The sequence below is a fragment of the Polaromonas sp. genome, assembly GCF_013817205.1.
Lineage (GTDB): Bacteria > Pseudomonadota > Gammaproteobacteria > Burkholderiales > Burkholderiaceae_C > Polaromonas.
In genome coordinates, this window is sequence record NZ_JACDDD010000003.1 from 1 (window position 1) to 15,500 (window position 15,500).

A 15,500-nucleotide genomic window follows, 5' to 3' on the forward strand; every position below is an offset into this window, starting at 1 on the left:
CTCGCCTCGGTGCTCCTGCACCATACGGACCGCGCGTTCGCGTACTTCGGGGGAAAACTTGTTTGATTTCTTCATGGCTCCATCTTCTCAAAGGTTGGAGCCTCCTCAATTCCCGGGGCGATTCAATATAGACGCTGGATGCCTTCAGTATCGATCGGAATGACTTCAACAGATCTGAAGATGCGTAGTGCTGTTAGATCGTCTGCGGCCGCTCGCCGTCTTGCTTCTAGAGCGGTATCGCCTGTCCACGTTCCCGTTGTCACATAGTAGAGCCGGCAAACGGGGTTGCCTCTCTTGAATTTGCTGCTTTGCTTGTAAATTGAGGCCTGAATTTTTGCAAGCTTTGCAATGTCTTTTCCGCGTGGTAGTGCAGGTGTTTCTTTGAAAAAATCTTGAACGCCAAAGGAAAATTGACCAATTTTCGCAGTTTCGAAAGACGACGAGCGCTCTGCCTGAACGAAAACAAATGTGACGTCAAGATATCCATTTCGTTCTGCAAATTCGTCGATTTCGGTCGCGTCTTCAACCAAGGAGCCATTCACGACAATTGCTAGAGCATCAATGCCTGTGTCACCGCTTGCTCCAATTACCACTTCTCCAGTATCTAGAGCTTCGGCAAGAGAGCTACTAACTGTTAGAAAGGCCGCGAAGTGCTCGAACTGTTTGTCTTCGGACAATGCTCTCAAATTCTGTTCCGTCGTGAATTCGGTGAGCAAAGATTTTGTTATTAGGTCCATTTTGAGCTTTAGCTTTCGGAACTACAGGGAGAAATTTTCTTAGAGGCTACCATGCAAAAGCTTGCTGCGCGAGTTGCCAAGTCTCCACGTTGCCGAATATGGTCATTACAACTACGGGTAGGAGCTGCCACGTTAAGCTTTTGACGAACGTGAAAAGCCAATTGCATTCGGTCTGCCAGTTATATGCAGGCTTGCCATTAGCGCTTGCGTCTCTCCCAGCAATTTGCCCTTCCTCCAAACCTTCAACCGATTCGCCCTTAACCGGATCGCCTCCACCGCATCCCGCGCCTGCAGCAGCACAAAACTCGCATCACAGCCCGGCGCGATACCGTAGTTGTCGAGGTGCATCACCTTCGCGGCGTTGACCGTCACCGCGTCAAAACAGGCGCGAACGCATTTCTGGCTGGTCATCTGTGCCACGTGCAGGCCCATGTGCGCCACCTCCAGCATGTCGCCGCTGCCCATGCCGTACCAGGGGTCCATCACGCAGTCGTGGCCGAAGGCGACGTTGACGCCGGCGGCCATGAGTTCGGGCACGCGGGTCATGCCGCGGCGTTTGGGGTAGCTGTCGTGGCGGCCCTGCAGGGTGATGTTGATCAGCGGGTTGGCGATGACGCTGACGCCGCTTTCAGCGATCAGGGGCAGCAGCTTGCTGACGTAGTAGTTGTCCATGCTGTGCATGGAGGTGCAGTGGCTGCCGTTGATACGACCCTGCAGGCCGAGGCGCTGCGCTTCGAAGGCCAGGGTTTCGATGTGGCGGCTCAGCGGGTCGTCGGTTTCGTCGCAGTGCATGTCGGTCAGCAGGCCGCGTTCTGCGGCGATCTCGCACAGCAGCTTCACGCTGGCGGCGCCTTCGGCCATGGTGCGTTCGAAATGCGGAATGCCGCCGACGACGTCCACGCCCCGGTCCAACGCGCGTTTCAAATTTTCGACGCCGCCTGGACTGCGCAACACGCCGTCCTGCGGGAAGGCGACGAGTTGCAAATCGATATACGAAGCCACCTGCTTCTTCACTTCCAGCAAGGCGTCCACTGCCAGCAAACTCCGGTCGCTGGTGTCTACATGGCTGCGTATCGCGAGCAGCCCCTTGGCGACGGCCCAGTCGCAGTAGGTGAGGGCACGTTCGATGATGGCGTCGACTTTCAGCGTGGGTTTGAGTTCGCCCCAGACGGCAATGCCTTCGAGCAAGGTGCCGCTTTCATTGACACGCGGCAGGCCATAACTGAGCGTGGCGTCCATGTGGAAGTGCGGGTCGACAAAATGCGGGCTGAGCAGGTAGCCGCCGGCATCGACTGTTTCGGTAGCCTGCACCCCGACGATAGAGCCTGCGGTGACTTCGGTGATCTTTTCGTCCTGCACGGCGATGGACATGCCGGTGCGGCCGTCGGGCAGAGAGGCATTGGTGATCAAAAGGTCAAGCATGTGACGGCGTCCTCGCGTCCTTGCGTTCAGCGGAGATGTTTGCCGGCATCCCAGCCATGGCTGCCGGCGCTCTGCCGTGCGACCGCGTCGGGCACAGCTTCCAGCGGCGTGGCCATGCTGTCGTTCCAGCGGTTCAAAAAGCCGAACATCGCCACCACGCCCAGCAGTTCGACAATTTCGCCGTCGCTCCAGTGCTGGCGCAGTTGCGCAAACTGTTCGTCGGTGACCGCGTTAGGCTGCGCCGCGGCAGCCAGCGCGAAGTCCAGCGCCACGCGTTCGCGCTCAGAATACAGGGGGCTGGAGGCGTAGGTCCATACGGCGGCCAGTTTTTCTGGACTGACGCCGAAGTTGCTGGCGCCCAGCAGTGTATGGGCCTGGCAGTACAGACAACCGGCCGCCTTGCTTGCCACGTGGCCGATGAGGCGGCGAAAACCCAGCTCCACCTCACCCGCCGGATCCATCACTGCGGCATTGAGCTGGGCAAAGGCCTGCACCAGCTTGGGCTTGCGTTGCATGGTGAGCACGCTGTTGGGTGTGAACCCGAGCGTGGAGAGAAAGAAGTCGAAGTGCGGCTTCAGCTCAGGCGTGGTTTCGGGCGGCAGGGGTTCAAGACGGGACATAAGGCTCATTTCAAAAGTGGGGTCTGAAGCAATTTTGCCTGCCCGCCAGGCGCTGCCTCCCTGGCAGGGGCAGGTGGCAGGGGCAGGTGGCAGAGGCAACAGTGCCGTTTCGGCTAAGGTGTTTCCGGTTGTCCACTCAATAGTTTCAGCACCCAGGCCACCGCTCAGGGCGTCCAGCAAAACCTGTCGCTCAGCTTGCTTGCGCGCGGTTTTTTTCATCGAGAAGAGCCGGGTCGGCATTGTTTTGGCGGCTGCGCATCAATGTTCTCGGTAGGGCTTCATCAGCAGTTGGCGTGGCCAGGCGCAGGCTCTGTGTGACGATACTCCAGGGAATAGCATGCTATGAAATACATAGCTGCTTGCGCCCGTGTTTATTGGGCTGGTGGCCTATTTTGTGCCGAAGATGCGGTCACCGGCATCACCCAGGCCCGGCAGAATGTAGCCGTGGTCGTTGAGCTCGCGGTCGATGGCGGCGGTGTAGATCGGCACGTCGGGGTGGGCGGCCTGCAGCGCGGCGATGCCTTCGGGGCAGGTCAGCAGGCAGACAAACTTGATCGACTTGGGGTTGAGTTCCTTGAGCCGCTCAACCGCCGCAATGGCCGAATTGCCGGTGGCGAGCATCGGGTCGACGATGACGATGTCGCGCTCTTCCATGTCATGCGGCATCTTGAAGTAGTACTCGACGGCGGTCAGGGTTTTCGGGTCGCGGTACAGGCCGACATGGCCCACGCGGGCGCCTGGCACCACACTCAGCATGCCTTCAAGAATGCCGTTGCCGGCGCGCAAGATGGAGACAAACACCAGCTTTTTGCCGTCAATGACTTTGGAGGTGGTTTTTTCGAGCGGGGTTTCGATCTCGATGTCCTGCATGGGCATGTCGCGCGTGACCTCATAGGCCATCAGCATGCTCAGCTCATTGAGCAGGGTGCGAAAGGTGTTGGTGGATGCGTCCTTGCGCCGCATCAGCGTGAGCTTGTGCTGCACCAGCGGGTGGTCGATCAGGTGAACTTTGTCGCTGCGGGTGGTCATGTCGGTGTCTCGGGGTTCGGGTTCTAGAAAACGGTGCCGTCGCTCTGGATGTTCAGGGGCGGTTTGCCGCCATGCAACTGCTGGGCCAGCACGCGCCCGGCGGCCCAAGTGCCGCCTTCGAGCACGCAGGCCAGCGGCATCTGCTCAGCGCTCAATCCTAACTGCTCGCGCACCAGCGGCGCGAGCTCGTCCAGCAGCGCCACCGTCAGAGCGCGCCATTCGACGATCAGCTCGTCACCAGCCTCATGCAACCGGTCGGCCTGGGCCGGATCCTTGAGCTGCAACACGCCGGCGTCTAGAAAGAGGCCGCCGTTGCGGTATTCAGGCAAGCCGGTCAGCGCGTCCAGCCCGCCGACGGGGTGGCCGGCCCATTCAAAGGGCTCGAGCAGCGAATAGGTGAGCCACTGCGAAAGTTTGTGAAAAGGCACCCAGCCGATGGATGGACCTTCTTCCTCGCTGCCCGCAGCTGCGTGGCGCCAGCAGTCACCCAGCGCAACGCCATCCAGCGTGTTTTGCGCCGGCCAGATCGGCGACAGGCCGGTGAGCAGCACGGTCAGCAGATCGTGCGCGTTGATGTCGGAGCCGCCCTTGGACTGCCGCGCCAGCAAATCAAAGAGATGCCCGGGCCGCGCAGGCTGGCCAAACAGTTCGGGCTGGTCGTGCAGGGCCTGGCCCAGACGGCGCAGCAGGGTGGCGCGGCCTTCCAGGCCTACCAGCGGGTTGGTGGCAGCGTCTGCCTGAAAGGCCGCGGCCAGGCTGTCGGTGGTGACGGCCTGAAGCCCTTTGGCATCGGCCTGCAGCGCTTGCGCAGGGTCGCTGGAAAACAGCCCGCTCATGAACGCGTGAAAACTCGCCACGCCCAGGCCTTCCGAGCGGTTGTAGCTGTGCTCGGGGCGTTCACCTTCGGCAGCTTCGCAGAAAGACCAGTCGGGGCCGGCGCCTGCGTCCAGCAGCACGCTGACCAGCGCCAGGTCGATCTGCGCGCGGGCTCTTTCGGCGGCTGAGACCGCGCCAAGCGCCTGGTTCAGTTGCGCCAGCCTGTCCACGCCGCCAGCCTCGAAGTGCCGCCAGCGGCTGTGGTACGGAATTTTCAGATGGGGGTAACGCGCCTGCGTCAGCTCGGCCACCAGCAAGGCGGCTGTGTTCATGGCGCCGTCGTTGACGGTGAACCATGCCGATTCACCACGGCGCGCCCGCTCCAGTAGCGCCGAAGCGCGCCGGCGTATCGTGCTTGTAGAGCGTAATTCGGCTACAGCCCTTTCTGTACGGGCGTCAGCAGCTCCTATTTTAATAGCGTCTGCCTGCAGGGTGTGGGGCTCAGGCATCGAGCCCCCGTCCCTTGGCCTTTTTCAGCTCTTCGGCCGTGGGCACTGCACCGGGCGTGAAATAGCCGGCAGCCATCTTCGCGTCCATTTCCACCTGCGCATCGGCAGGAATCATGTGGTCAGGGATGTTGACGCGTTCAACGACCTCAATCCCGGCGCGCGTGATGGCGTCGTACTTCATGTTGCTCATGGAAACGAGCCGGTGAATCTTGCGTATGCCCATCCAGTTCAGCACGTCGGGCATCAACTCCTGAAAGCGCATGTCCTGCACGCCGGCCACACATTCGGTGCGGTTGAAGTACTGGTCGGCCGTGTCGCCGCCAACCTGGCGCTTGCGGGCGTTGTAGACCAGGAACTTGGTGACTTCGCCCAAAGCCCGACCTTCCTTGCGGAAGTAGGAGACCAAACCGACGCCCCCGCGTTGCGCACCCTGGATACATTCTTCAATGGCATGGGTCAGGTAGGGGCGGCAGGTGCAGATGTCGGAACCAAAAACGTCAGAGCCATTGCACTCGTCATGCACGCGGGCGGTCAGCTCGATGTCGGGGTTGGCCAAGTCGCGTGGCTTGCCGAAGATATACGCGGTGAGGCCGCCGATGGGCGGCAAAAATACTTCGAGGTCACTGCGAGTCACCAACTCCGGGTACATGCCACCGGTTTCTTCAAACAGCACGCGGCGCAGGTCGGTCTCGCTGCAGTTAAAACGTTTGGCAACTTCAGGCAAATACCAGACCGGCTCGACCGCCACCTTGGTCACCATGGCCGCGCCTCCGGCGGTCAGGTATTTGCCGTCGGCTTTCAAGCGGCCGGACTTCAAGGCCTCAATCACTTCCGGAAGGATGACGTGCGCCTGCGTGACGGCAATCGTGGGGCGGATGTCGTAACCCGCTGCCAATTCGTTGGCAAACACGTCGGCCACCGTCGCGCCCCAGGGGTCCATGGCGACAATGCGGCCGGGCTCGCTCCACTGCGGGTAGGGACCGATGATGTCGGTGGGGGATGTGTTGGTGAGGTCGGCCTTGTGTTTGGCAGAAAGCGAACCGGAAGCAATCGCGAGCGCACGGTAAACGCTGTAGGAGCCGCTGTGGGTGCCAATGACGTTGCGGTGGCTTCGTTTGGTAGTGGTGCCGACCACCGGTCCGCGTTCGGTGGGGGTGGCCGCCGCCCAGCGTATCGGCAGGGCGCCGTGGCCACCGGCGTGGGACGTCAGGCGAATGTGTTGTGGCGCAGCAGAGGCAGCGGCCGGGGATGGGGCAGAGGAGGGGGGTGCCGCAGTGGGGTCCACAGCCTTGGCAACAACTTCAGCAGACATTGCGGATCCTTCAAAAAATTCAATGTACCGATGCGTGCTGCGATTGACAAGCCCGAAATTTTGCAGGTCGCTAATTTGCGACAGCCCGCGGCAGCGAGCTTCGGTTCGAGTTGCTTTAGCGCTTTCTGCCGCCGAGGATGCCGCCCAGTGCGCCGCGCAGCACCTGGCGCGCCAGGTTGCGAGCCTCGGACTTGAGCACCTGTTGCACCAGTCCGTCGCGCTGACCGCCGCGCGGGCCCTTGGAGCCGAACAACACGTCGCTGAGCCCGCCCATGAAACCACCCGAGGTTTCGGCGGCCTTGGCTGTTTCGGCCTGTGTCGCGGCGGTGCGGGTCTTGAGCATCTCGTAGGCGGAGTCGCTATCGACCGCTTTTTCGTACACACCGGCAACCAGGGAGGTGGCCACCAGCGCATGGCGCTGCTGCGGCGTGATCGGGCCGATCTGGCTGCCGGGCGGCAGGACGTAGGCGCGCTCGGTGACGCTGGGCCGGCCCTTGCTGTCGAGAAAACTTACTAGCGCCTCGCCCACGGCGAGTTCGGTGATGGCGGTTTCAATGTCCAAACCGGGCTTTTGCCGCATGGTCTGCGCTGTTGCCTTGACGGCCTTCTGATCGCGCGGGGTGTAGGCGCGCAGCGCATGTTGCACGCGGTTGCCGAGCTGGGCCAGCACAGAATCGGGAATGTCCAACGGGTTCTGCGTGACGAAGAAAACGCCCACGCCCTTGGAGCGCACCAGCCGCACCACCAGTTCGATGCGCTCGATCAGTGCCTTGGGCGCGTCGGTGAACAGCAGATGCGCCTCGTCGAAGAAAAACACCAGCTTGGGCTGATCGGGATCGCCAATCTCGGGCAACTGTTCGAACAGCTCGGACAACATCCACAGCAAAAAGGTAGCGTACAGGCGTGGCGAGTTCATCAGCTTGTCGGCGGCCAGGATGTTGATGACACCCTTGCCGTCCACGGTTTGCATGAAGTCGCTGATGTTGAGCATGGGCTCACCGAAAAACTTGTCGCCACCCTGGGTTTCGATCTGCATCAGCCCGCGCTGGATGGCGCCCACGCTGGCGGCGCTGATATTGCCGTATTCGGTGGTGAACTTGCTGGCGTTGTCGCCCACATGCTGCAGCATGGCGCGCAAATCTTTCAGGTCCAGCAGCAGCATGCCGGCGTCGTCGGCGATCTTGAACACCAGGTTGATCACGCCAGCCTGGGTTTCGTTCAAGCCCAGCATGCGGCCCAGCAGCAGCGGGCCCATGTCGGAGACCGTTGCCCTCACCGGGTGCCCTTGCTCGCCAAACACATCCCACAGGGTGGTGGGGCAGGCCAGGGGTTCGGGCTTGGCTATGCCGCGCTCCTTCAGTACAGCGGACATCTTTTCGCCCATGCTGCCGGCCTGGCTGATGCCGGCCAGGTCGCCCTTGACGTCGGCCATGAAGACCGGCACGCCGATTTTCGAGAAGTTTTCAGCCAGGGTTTGCAGGGTGACCGTCTTGCCAGTGCCGGTGGCGCCGGTGATCAGGCCGTGGCGGTTGGCCAGCGCCGGGAGCAGTTCGCAGGTGGTGGATGCATTCCTGGCAATCAAAAACGGCTCGGCCATGGGGTGTCCTCTATGTGAAAAAGTAAAATGCGCCCTGCAGATTAAATCAATTCCAAAGGATTTCCGTGGCCGGTCACAGCAAATGGGCGAATATTCAGCACCGCAAGGGGCGCCAGGACGAAAAACGCCAGCGCGTCTGGACCCGCGTGATGCGGGAAATCATGGTTGCGGCCCGCATGGGCGGGGGCGACATGGGCACCAATCCGCGCCTGCGGCTGGCCGCTGAAAAAGCCAAGGCGGCCAACATGCCGCTGGAAAACGTCAAATACGGTATTGCCAAGGCGACTGGAAGCCTGGAAGGCGTGCATTACGAGGAAGTCCGCTACGAGGGTTACGGCATTGGCGGCGCGGCCATCATCGTGGACTGCATGACCGACAACAAGGTGCGCACCGTGGCCGAGGTGCGGCATGCGTTTTCCAAACACGGCGGCAACATGGGCACTGAAGGCTCGGTGGCTTTCCAGTTCAAGCATTGCGGTCAGCTTATTTTTGCGCCCGGCACCAGCGAAGACAAGATCATGGAAGTGGCGCTGGAGTCCGGCGCCGACGACGTGATCACGCATGAAGATGGCGCCATCGAGGTGTTGACGCCTTACACCGGTTTCGAAACCGTCAAGAACGCGCTGGAAGCCGCCGGTCTGAAGCCCGAAGTCGCCGAAGTCACCATGCGTGCCGACAACATGATCGAGATGTCCGGCGCAGAGGGCGAAAAAATGCAGCGCCTGCTCGACGTGCTGGAAGACCTGGGCGACACCCAGGACGTGTTTCACAACGCAGCCATTGCATGAGCCCCCACGCTCCGCACTTCGTGTCGTCGCTGCCCCCCGGGGGGGCGCTGCGCCTGCGGCCCGGCAAAGCCGGTTCCGCGGCCCTTGCTGGTAAAAAGGGCGTGCTCCCGCTTGTCGCTTTGCATATTGCGCTGCCGTCTGAAGGTTTGTTTGTTTGTTTTGGAAATCCATCTACGAAAGTTCTTCCATGAAAGTCCTGGTGGTCGGCGGCGGTGGCCGTGAACATGCGCTGGCCTGGAAACTGGCCCAGTCTCCCAAGGTGCAGGCGGTGTACGTTGCGCCGGGCAACGGGGGCACGGCGCTGGATTCGCGCCTTGAGAACGTAAATATCACGGATGTCCACGCGCTGCGGGCGTGGGCAGCTACTGAAAAGATAGCATTGACGGTGGTGGGCCCCGAGCAGCCTCTGGCGGCGGGCATGGTGGACGAGTTTCGCGCGCACGGTCTGCGTGTATTCGGCCCGACAAAAGCGGCCGCGCAGCTCGAAAGTTCCAAGGCCTTTTCGAAGGCCTTCATGAAGCGGCATGGCATTCCGACGGCCGAATACGAAACTTTCACCGATGCGACAGCAGCCCACGCCTATGTGGACGAGAAGGGCGCACCGATTGTGGTCAAGGCCGATGGCCTGGCGGCCGGCAAAGGTGTGGTCGTGGCCATGAGTCTGCATGAGGCACATGAAGCCATCGAGTTCATGCTGGCGCCCGACCCCAGCTTCAATCCGTTGGGCGTGACGCACAACGCTGGCGGCGCGCGGGTGGTGATCGAGGAATTTCTGGAAGGCGAGGAAGCCAGCTTCATCGTGATGTGCGACGGGAAGAATGTTGCGGCCATGGCGACCAGCCAGGACCACAAACGCCTGCTCGACGGCGACCAAGGGCCAAACACCGGCGGCATGGGCGCCTACTCGCCTGCGCCGGTGGTCACGCCCACGGTGCATGCGCGTGCCATGCGCGAGATCATCCTGCCGACCATCAAAGGCATGGAAAAAGACGGCATTCCTTTCACCGGCTTTTTGTACGCTGGCTTGATGATCACACCCGACGGCAAGGTCAAGACGCTGGAATTCAACTGCCGCATGGGCGACCCGGAAACCCAGCCCATCATGCTGCGGCTCAAGTCCGATCTCTATGAGGTGATGATGGCCGCGACCTCGGGCAAGCTGGACGAGGTCGAGCTCGACTGGGACCGCCGGGTGGCGCTGGGCGTGGTGATGGCCGCGCACGGCTATCCACTGCAGCCGCGCAAGGGCGACCTGATCACCGGCCTGCCGGCGGTCAATACCTTAGACGCGGAGGACACGGTGGTGTTTCATGCTGGCACTGCCACGGCCGAAGGTGGCAACAAAGGCGGCGTCGTCACTTCGGGCGGGCGCGTGTTATGTGTCACTGCGCTGGCCAGTTCGGTCAAGGAGGCGCAGCAGCATGCCTACGAGGCCGCGAAGTCCATTCATTTTGACGGCGCCCAGTACCGCAAGGACATCGGTTATCGAGCGATCAAGCCCTGATGGGCAGCGACGTACAGCCGCTTCAGGGTCGTGGCCTTTGGGCCGTGGCCGCCCGTCCTGTGCGCGTGCTCAAGGCGGGCCGCCTGTAGGCCGATACCATTGTGAAATGACGACCATGATCGATTCTTCCCCCGTTCGCAGCTATCTGCTGGGTTTGCAGCAGCGCATCACCAGCAGCATTGCTGCCATTGATGGCGGTGTGTTTGCCGCCGATCCCTGGGAGAAGGCGGCTGATGAGCCGCTGCAGGGCAATGGCATCACCATGATCCTGGAGCAGGGCGACGTGTTTGAGCGCGCCGGTTGCGGGTTCTCGCATGTGCGCGGGCCCAAACTGCCGCCCTCCGCCACACAGCACCGGCCGGAGCTGTCGGGCGCGCCCTTCGAAGCCATGGGCGTGTCCCTGGTGTTTCATCCGCGCAATCCCTATGTGCCGACGGTGCACATGAATGTGCGCATGCTGGTTGCAACGCCTGCCTCTGGCGCCAAAGCCTGCTGGTTCGGCGGCGGCATGGACCTGACGCCTTATTACGGCTTTGAAGATGACGCGCGGCACTTCCATCAGACCTGCAGCGATGCACTGGCGCCCTTCGGCGAGGACAAATACCCGCGCTTCAAGACCTGGTGCGACGAGTATTTCTATTTGAAGCACCGCGATGAGCAGCGCGGCATAGGCGGTGTGTTTTTCGACGACTTCCAGGAGCTGGGTTTTGAACGCAGCCGGGCCATGATGCAATCGGTGGCCGATGCCTTCCTGCCGGCCTACCTGCCCATTGTCGAAAGGCGCAAGGACATGGCGTACGGCGAGCGCGAGCGCGACTTCCAGCTTTACCGCCGGGGCCGGTATGTCGAGTTCAACCTGGTCTGGGACCGCGGAACCCATTTCGGGCTTCAGTCCGGTGGGCGCACCGAATCCATCCTCATGTCCATGCCGCCGCTGGTGAGCTGGTCTTACCAGCGGGCGCTGGAAGCAGGTTCGCCAGAGGCGCGCCTGAACACGGAGTTTTTGATCCGGCGGGACTGGCTTTGAGCAATCCAGAGGCCAGCGCACGACGCATCGGCATGTTCGGCGGTTCGTTTGACCCGCCGCATCTGGCGCACGTGGCGCTGGCCCAGGCGGCGGTGGCGCAGTTGCAACTCGATGCGCTGCACATCGTTCCAACGGGGCAGGCCTGGCACAAGGACAGGGCGCTCAGCGCCCCCGAACATCGGCTCGCCATGGCTGAACAGGCTTTTGGCGACCTTGAGCGGGTACGGGTGGACGCGCGCGAACTTCAGCGACCTGGACCGAGTTTCACCATTGACACCCTGGAGGCGCTGCAGGCCGAGAATCCGGGTGCCCGGCTCTACCTCATCATTGGAAAAGACCAGTTCGCGGCGCTGAAAACCTGGCACCGCTGGGAAGACCTGATCCAATTAGCTATAATTTGTATAGCAGATCGCGCAGGACCGACAAGGGCTGAGGCCGGATTTGACCCTCAAATTCAGCTTCCACACCCGCTGGTGCCCCTGCAACTGCCCCTGATGTCCGTCAGCGCCACCGATATCCGGCGGCAGATCGCGGCGGGCACCGCAAGCCTGCAAGACCTGGCTCGGCTGGTTCCCGAGCCTGTTGCGCGTTATATTGAGCGCCATCGTCTCTATATTTCGCCCTGATTCGAACCTTTTATTTTATTGAAGCCCACACTGCATGACCTCCACCCCCGCCAACACCACCGCTGCCAAAAAAGACGTCCAGAAACTGCAGCGAGCCATCATCGATGGGCTGGAAGACGTGAAAGGGGTGGACATTCAGGTGTTTGACACGGAACACATCACCTCGCTGTTCGAGCGCGTGATCATCGCTTCTGGCAGCTCTAACCGGCAAACCAAGGCCCTGGCAGCCAGCGTGCGTGATGCGGTGCGCGACGCCGGTTTCTCCAAGCCCCGCATAGAAGGCGAAGAAAACGGCGAATGGATCATCGTGGATTGCGGCGCAGCCGTGGCCCACATCATGCAACCCACCATCCGCCAGTATTACCACCTGGAAGAACTGTGGGGCGACAAACCTGTCAAGCTCAAACTCGGCGCGCCGGCCCCGCTGGTCAAGGCCGCCAAACCGGAAGCCGAAGAAGTACCCAAGCCAGTCAAGGGCCGCGCAGGCGGCAAGCCTGCTGCGAAGTCCGCCAAATCGGCTGGCAAGGCTGAAACCAAACCCGCCACCAAAAAGGTCGCCCGCACCGACGACGGCACTTATGTCGGCCGCGTCGGCAAGACCAACGACTGGACCGCCAAACGCAATGCCGCCGCACCAGCGGCCGAGCCTGCCGCCAAACCAGCGGCGAAGAAGTCTGCAGCCAAGACGCCGATCGTGAAGATTCCTGCCACCAAAAAAGCGGTGGCCAGGAAGACTGCCGTCAAAACGGCGGCCAAAACCGCAACCAAAAAGCCTGCCGCCCGCAAGACCTCGACCCGGAGCCAATGAGGCTGACGATTGTCGCCGTCGGCCAGAAGGTGCCCGACTGGGCGCAGACCGCTTACGACGACTACGCCAAACGTTTCCCGCCTGAGCTGAAGGTCGAACTCAAAGCCGTCAAGACCGAGCCGCGCGCGTCCAAAACGCTGGAAAACCTGCTGGCCGCCGAACGCCAGCGCATCGAAGCCGTAATTCCCAAAGGCACACGCATCGTGGCGCTGGACGAGCGCGGCACGGCCGTGACCACGTTGGCCTTGTCGGCCCGGCTGACCGGCTGGCAACTGGGGGGCGACGATGTGGCCATCGTCATCGGTGGGCCCGACGGGCTGGACCCCGGCTTCAAGCAGGCGGCGCACGAGCGCCTGCGCCTGTCCGACCTGACCTTGCCGCATGCCATGGTGCGCGTGCTGCTGATCGAGCAGCTGTACCGCGCCTGGAGCATCACGGTGAACCATCCGTACCACAGAGAGTGATGGCCCCCACGCTTGTCGCTTCGAGCCTCCGGCGCGCTGCCCCTTTTCTCACCTATGGGGCCGCTGCGCCTGCGGACTGGCAGAGCCAGATCCGCGCCCCTGTTGGACTAAATCGGGGATCCTGGTCTGCCTCGCGACTTCAATATGACTGAATTTATCTATCTCGCGTCCCAAAGCCCGCGGCGGCGGCAGTTGCTGGAGCAACTGGGCGTTTCCTGCGAATTGCTGCTGGCGGACGCCGGGGAAGACAGCGAAGCGCTGGAAGCCGTGTTAGGCGGCGAATCGCCCACTGCCTATGTGCAGCGTGTCACACAGCTCAAGCTCGACGCCGCGGTAGCGCGCTTGAAAAAGCGCGGCTTGCCGTCGGCGCCGGTCTTGTGCTCTGACACCACGGTGGCGCTGGGCCGCCGCATTTACGGCAAGCCTGAGGATGAAGCGGATGCCGCGCGCATGCTGGGTGAATTGGCGGGAACCACGCACCGCGTGCTGACTGCTGTCGCGGTGCAACTCGGACGCAAACGCGTGCAGTCCCTGAGCGTGTCGCGCGTGACGTTTGCCCCCATGAGCCGGGCACAGATCCGCGCCTATGTGGCATCGGGCGAACCCATGGGCAAGGCTGGCGCGTATGCGGTACAGGGCAGGGTGGCCATGTTCATCAGCCATATCAGCGGCAGTTATTCGGGCATCATGGGTTTGCCCCTGCATGAAACGGCAGGACTGCTGCGAGCGGCCGGCCTGAAAATATAGAGACAAAACATGCAACAAGACATCCTGATCAACTGGTCGCCCCAAGAAACCCGCGTGGCGGTGGTCGAATACGGCGCGGTGCAGGAGCTTCACGTGGAGCGCACCCTGGAGCGCGGTCTGGTGGGCAACGTCTACCTCGGCAAGGTGGTGCGGGTGTTGCCGGGCATGCAATCGGCCTTCATCGACATTGGACTGGAGCGAGCGGCGTTCTTGCATGTGGCCGACCTGATGAGCAGCATCAACAGCCGCCATGCCGATGCCGACGGTGGAGCCGCTTCGGCGGCTCCGCAGCCGATTGAAAAGCAGCTGTTCGAGGGCCAGGCCATGATGGTGCAGGTGCTCAAGGACCCGATAGGCACCAAGGGCGCCAGGCTGACGGCCCAGGTCAGCATTGCGGGGCGCCTGCTGGTCTTCCTGCCCCAGGACAACCACATCGGCGTGTCGCAGAAAATCCCGTCGGCACAGCGCGAGGAATTGCGCGATCGCCTGCAGGCCCTGACCGGAGACATGGGCGGTGGCTTTATCCTGCGCACCAACGGCGAAGACGCGACCGATGCGGAGCTGGGCGAGGACATTGCCTACCTGCGCAAGACCTGGGCGCGCATCAAGGACGCCGCGCTGCGGCTTCCTCCGGCGTCGGTACTGCACCAGGACCTGAGCCTGCTGCAGCGGGTGTTGCGTGACATGGTGGTGGAAAACACGCTGAGCATACGTATCGATTCGCGCGAACAGTTCGACCAGCTCAGGCAATTCGCCACCGAGTTCATGCCTGCAACGCTGCAGCGGCTGCAACTGCACGGCGGCGAGCGCCCGATTTTCGATCTGTTCAACATCGACGAGGAAATTGCCAAGGCTTTGGGCCGGCGTGTGGATCTCAAGTCCGGCGGTTACCTGATCATCGACCAGACCGAGGCACTGACCACGGTGGACGTCAACACCGGCGGTTATGTCGGTGCCCGCAATTTTGACGACACCATCTTCAAGACCAACCTCGAGGCCTCGCTGGCCATTGCGCGGCAACTGCGGCTGCGCAACCTCGGCGGCATCGTGATTGTCGACTTCATCGACATGGTGCAGGCCAGCCACCGCGAAGCCGTGCTGGCCGAATTTCAGAAGCAGCTCGCGCGTGACCGCATCAAGACCCATGTGAATGGCTTCTCGGCGCTGGGCCTGCTCGAGATGACACGCAAGCGCACCCGCGAGTCGCTGGCGCACCAGCTGTGCGAACCCTGCAGCGCCTGCATGGGCAAGGGTGTGGTCAAGACGGCGCGCAGCGTCGGCTACGACATTCTGCGTGAAATCCTGCGCGAGGCGCGCCAGTTCAATCCGCGCGAGTTCCGGGTCATCGCGTCACCCAAGGTGATCGAGCTGTTTCTCGATGAGGAAAGCCAGCACCTGGCGGGCTTGAGCGACTTCATCGGCAAGCCGATCTCGCTGCAGGCGGAGGCGGCGATGGCGCAGGAACAATACGATATCGTCCTGCTGTAGACCTGC

At 62.0% G+C, this 15,500-nt stretch carries 15 protein-coding genes; 8 read left to right on the forward strand and 7 right to left on the reverse strand.

Annotated elements, in window-relative coordinates; all coding sequences use genetic code 11:
* Positions 1 to 122: 122 nt before the first annotated feature.
* The 7 genes from H0W47_RS01045 to H0W47_RS01075 form a co-directional block, all read right to left on the reverse strand.
* Positions 123 to 716, reverse strand: coding sequence for a hypothetical protein (locus H0W47_RS01045; protein WP_296919539.1), 594 nt, complete (start codon positions 714 to 716; stop codon positions 123 to 125).
* A 153-nt stretch (positions 717 to 869) separates the two neighbouring features.
* Entirely contained in the window at positions 870 to 2,159 is a 1,290-nt protein-coding gene (locus H0W47_RS01050; RefSeq protein WP_296919541.1) for an amidohydrolase family protein, read from the reverse strand.
* A gap of 26 nt (positions 2,160 to 2,185) precedes the next feature.
* Positions 2,186 to 2,779 (reverse strand): carboxymuconolactone decarboxylase family protein, encoded by a 594-nt coding sequence (locus H0W47_RS01055; protein WP_296919542.1) that lies wholly within the window; start codon positions 2,777 to 2,779, stop codon positions 2,186 to 2,188.
* Positions 2,780 to 3,166: 387 nt separating this feature from the next.
* Positions 3,167 to 3,808 (reverse strand): uracil phosphoribosyltransferase, encoded by a 642-nt coding sequence (gene upp / locus H0W47_RS01060; protein WP_296919544.1) that lies wholly within the window; start codon positions 3,806 to 3,808, stop codon positions 3,167 to 3,169.
* 23 nt (positions 3,809 to 3,831) lie between these two features.
* Positions 3,832 to 5,133, reverse strand: a complete 1,302-nt coding sequence (locus H0W47_RS01065; RefSeq protein ID WP_296919545.1) for a URC4/urg3 family protein — start codon at positions 5,131 to 5,133, stop codon at positions 3,832 to 3,834.
* Complete coding sequence (locus H0W47_RS01070) at positions 5,126 to 6,445, reverse strand: GTP cyclohydrolase II (protein ID WP_296919547.1); 1,320 nt, start codon at positions 6,443 to 6,445, stop codon at positions 5,126 to 5,128. Before H0W47_RS01070 ends, H0W47_RS01065 begins: the two co-directional genes overlap by 8 nt.
* A gap of 115 nt (positions 6,446 to 6,560) precedes the next feature.
* Complete coding sequence (locus H0W47_RS01075) at positions 6,561 to 8,042, reverse strand: helicase HerA-like domain-containing protein (protein WP_296919549.1); 1,482 nt, start codon at positions 8,040 to 8,042, stop codon at positions 6,561 to 6,563.
* A 65-nt stretch (positions 8,043 to 8,107) separates the two neighbouring features.
* On the opposite strand from H0W47_RS01075, the gene H0W47_RS01080 reads away from it, so the two are divergent.
* The 8 genes from H0W47_RS01080 to rng all read left to right on the forward strand — a co-directional run bounded on the left by H0W47_RS01080 (position 8,108) and on the right by rng (position 15,494).
* Positions 8,108 to 8,830 (forward strand): YebC/PmpR family DNA-binding transcriptional regulator, encoded by a 723-nt coding sequence (locus H0W47_RS01080; protein WP_296919550.1) that lies wholly within the window; start codon positions 8,108 to 8,110, stop codon positions 8,828 to 8,830.
* 187 nt (positions 8,831 to 9,017) lie between these two features.
* On the forward strand, positions 9,018 to 10,334 hold the full coding sequence (purD, locus tag H0W47_RS01085) for a phosphoribosylamine--glycine ligase (protein WP_296919552.1): 1,317 nt from the start codon (positions 9,018 to 9,020) through the stop codon (positions 10,332 to 10,334).
* Positions 10,335 to 10,449: 115 nt separating this feature from the next.
* Positions 10,450 to 11,361 (forward strand): oxygen-dependent coproporphyrinogen oxidase, encoded by a 912-nt coding sequence (gene hemF / locus H0W47_RS01090; RefSeq protein WP_296919554.1) that lies wholly within the window; start codon positions 10,450 to 10,452, stop codon positions 11,359 to 11,361.
* Positions 11,358 to 11,987 carry a nicotinate (nicotinamide) nucleotide adenylyltransferase gene (gene nadD, locus H0W47_RS01095; protein ID WP_296919556.1) on the forward strand — a complete coding sequence of 210 codons (630 nt, stop codon included), beginning with the start codon at positions 11,358 to 11,360 and terminating at the stop codon, positions 11,985 to 11,987. The genes hemF and nadD overlap by 4 nt, the downstream gene beginning before the upstream one ends.
* 34 nt (positions 11,988 to 12,021) lie before the next feature.
* Positions 12,022 to 12,795 carry a ribosome silencing factor gene (rsfS, locus tag H0W47_RS01100; protein WP_296919559.1) on the forward strand — a complete coding sequence of 258 codons (774 nt, stop codon included), beginning with the start codon at positions 12,022 to 12,024 and terminating at the stop codon, positions 12,793 to 12,795.
* A complete protein-coding gene (gene rlmH / locus H0W47_RS01105; RefSeq protein ID WP_296919561.1) occupies positions 12,792 to 13,259 on the forward strand; it encodes a 23S rRNA (pseudouridine(1915)-N(3))-methyltransferase RlmH in 468 nt (155 codons plus the stop codon). Before rsfS ends, rlmH begins: the two co-directional genes overlap by 4 nt.
* A gap of 144 nt (positions 13,260 to 13,403) precedes the next feature.
* On the forward strand, positions 13,404 to 14,006 hold the full coding sequence (locus tag H0W47_RS01110; RefSeq protein WP_296919563.1) for a nucleoside triphosphate pyrophosphatase: 603 nt from the start codon (positions 13,404 to 13,406) through the stop codon (positions 14,004 to 14,006).
* A gap of 9 nt (positions 14,007 to 14,015) precedes the next feature.
* Positions 14,016 to 15,494, forward strand: a complete 1,479-nt coding sequence (gene rng / locus H0W47_RS01115) for a ribonuclease G (protein ID WP_296919565.1) — start codon at positions 14,016 to 14,018, stop codon at positions 15,492 to 15,494.
* The last annotated feature ends 6 nt before the right edge of the window (positions 15,495 to 15,500 follow it).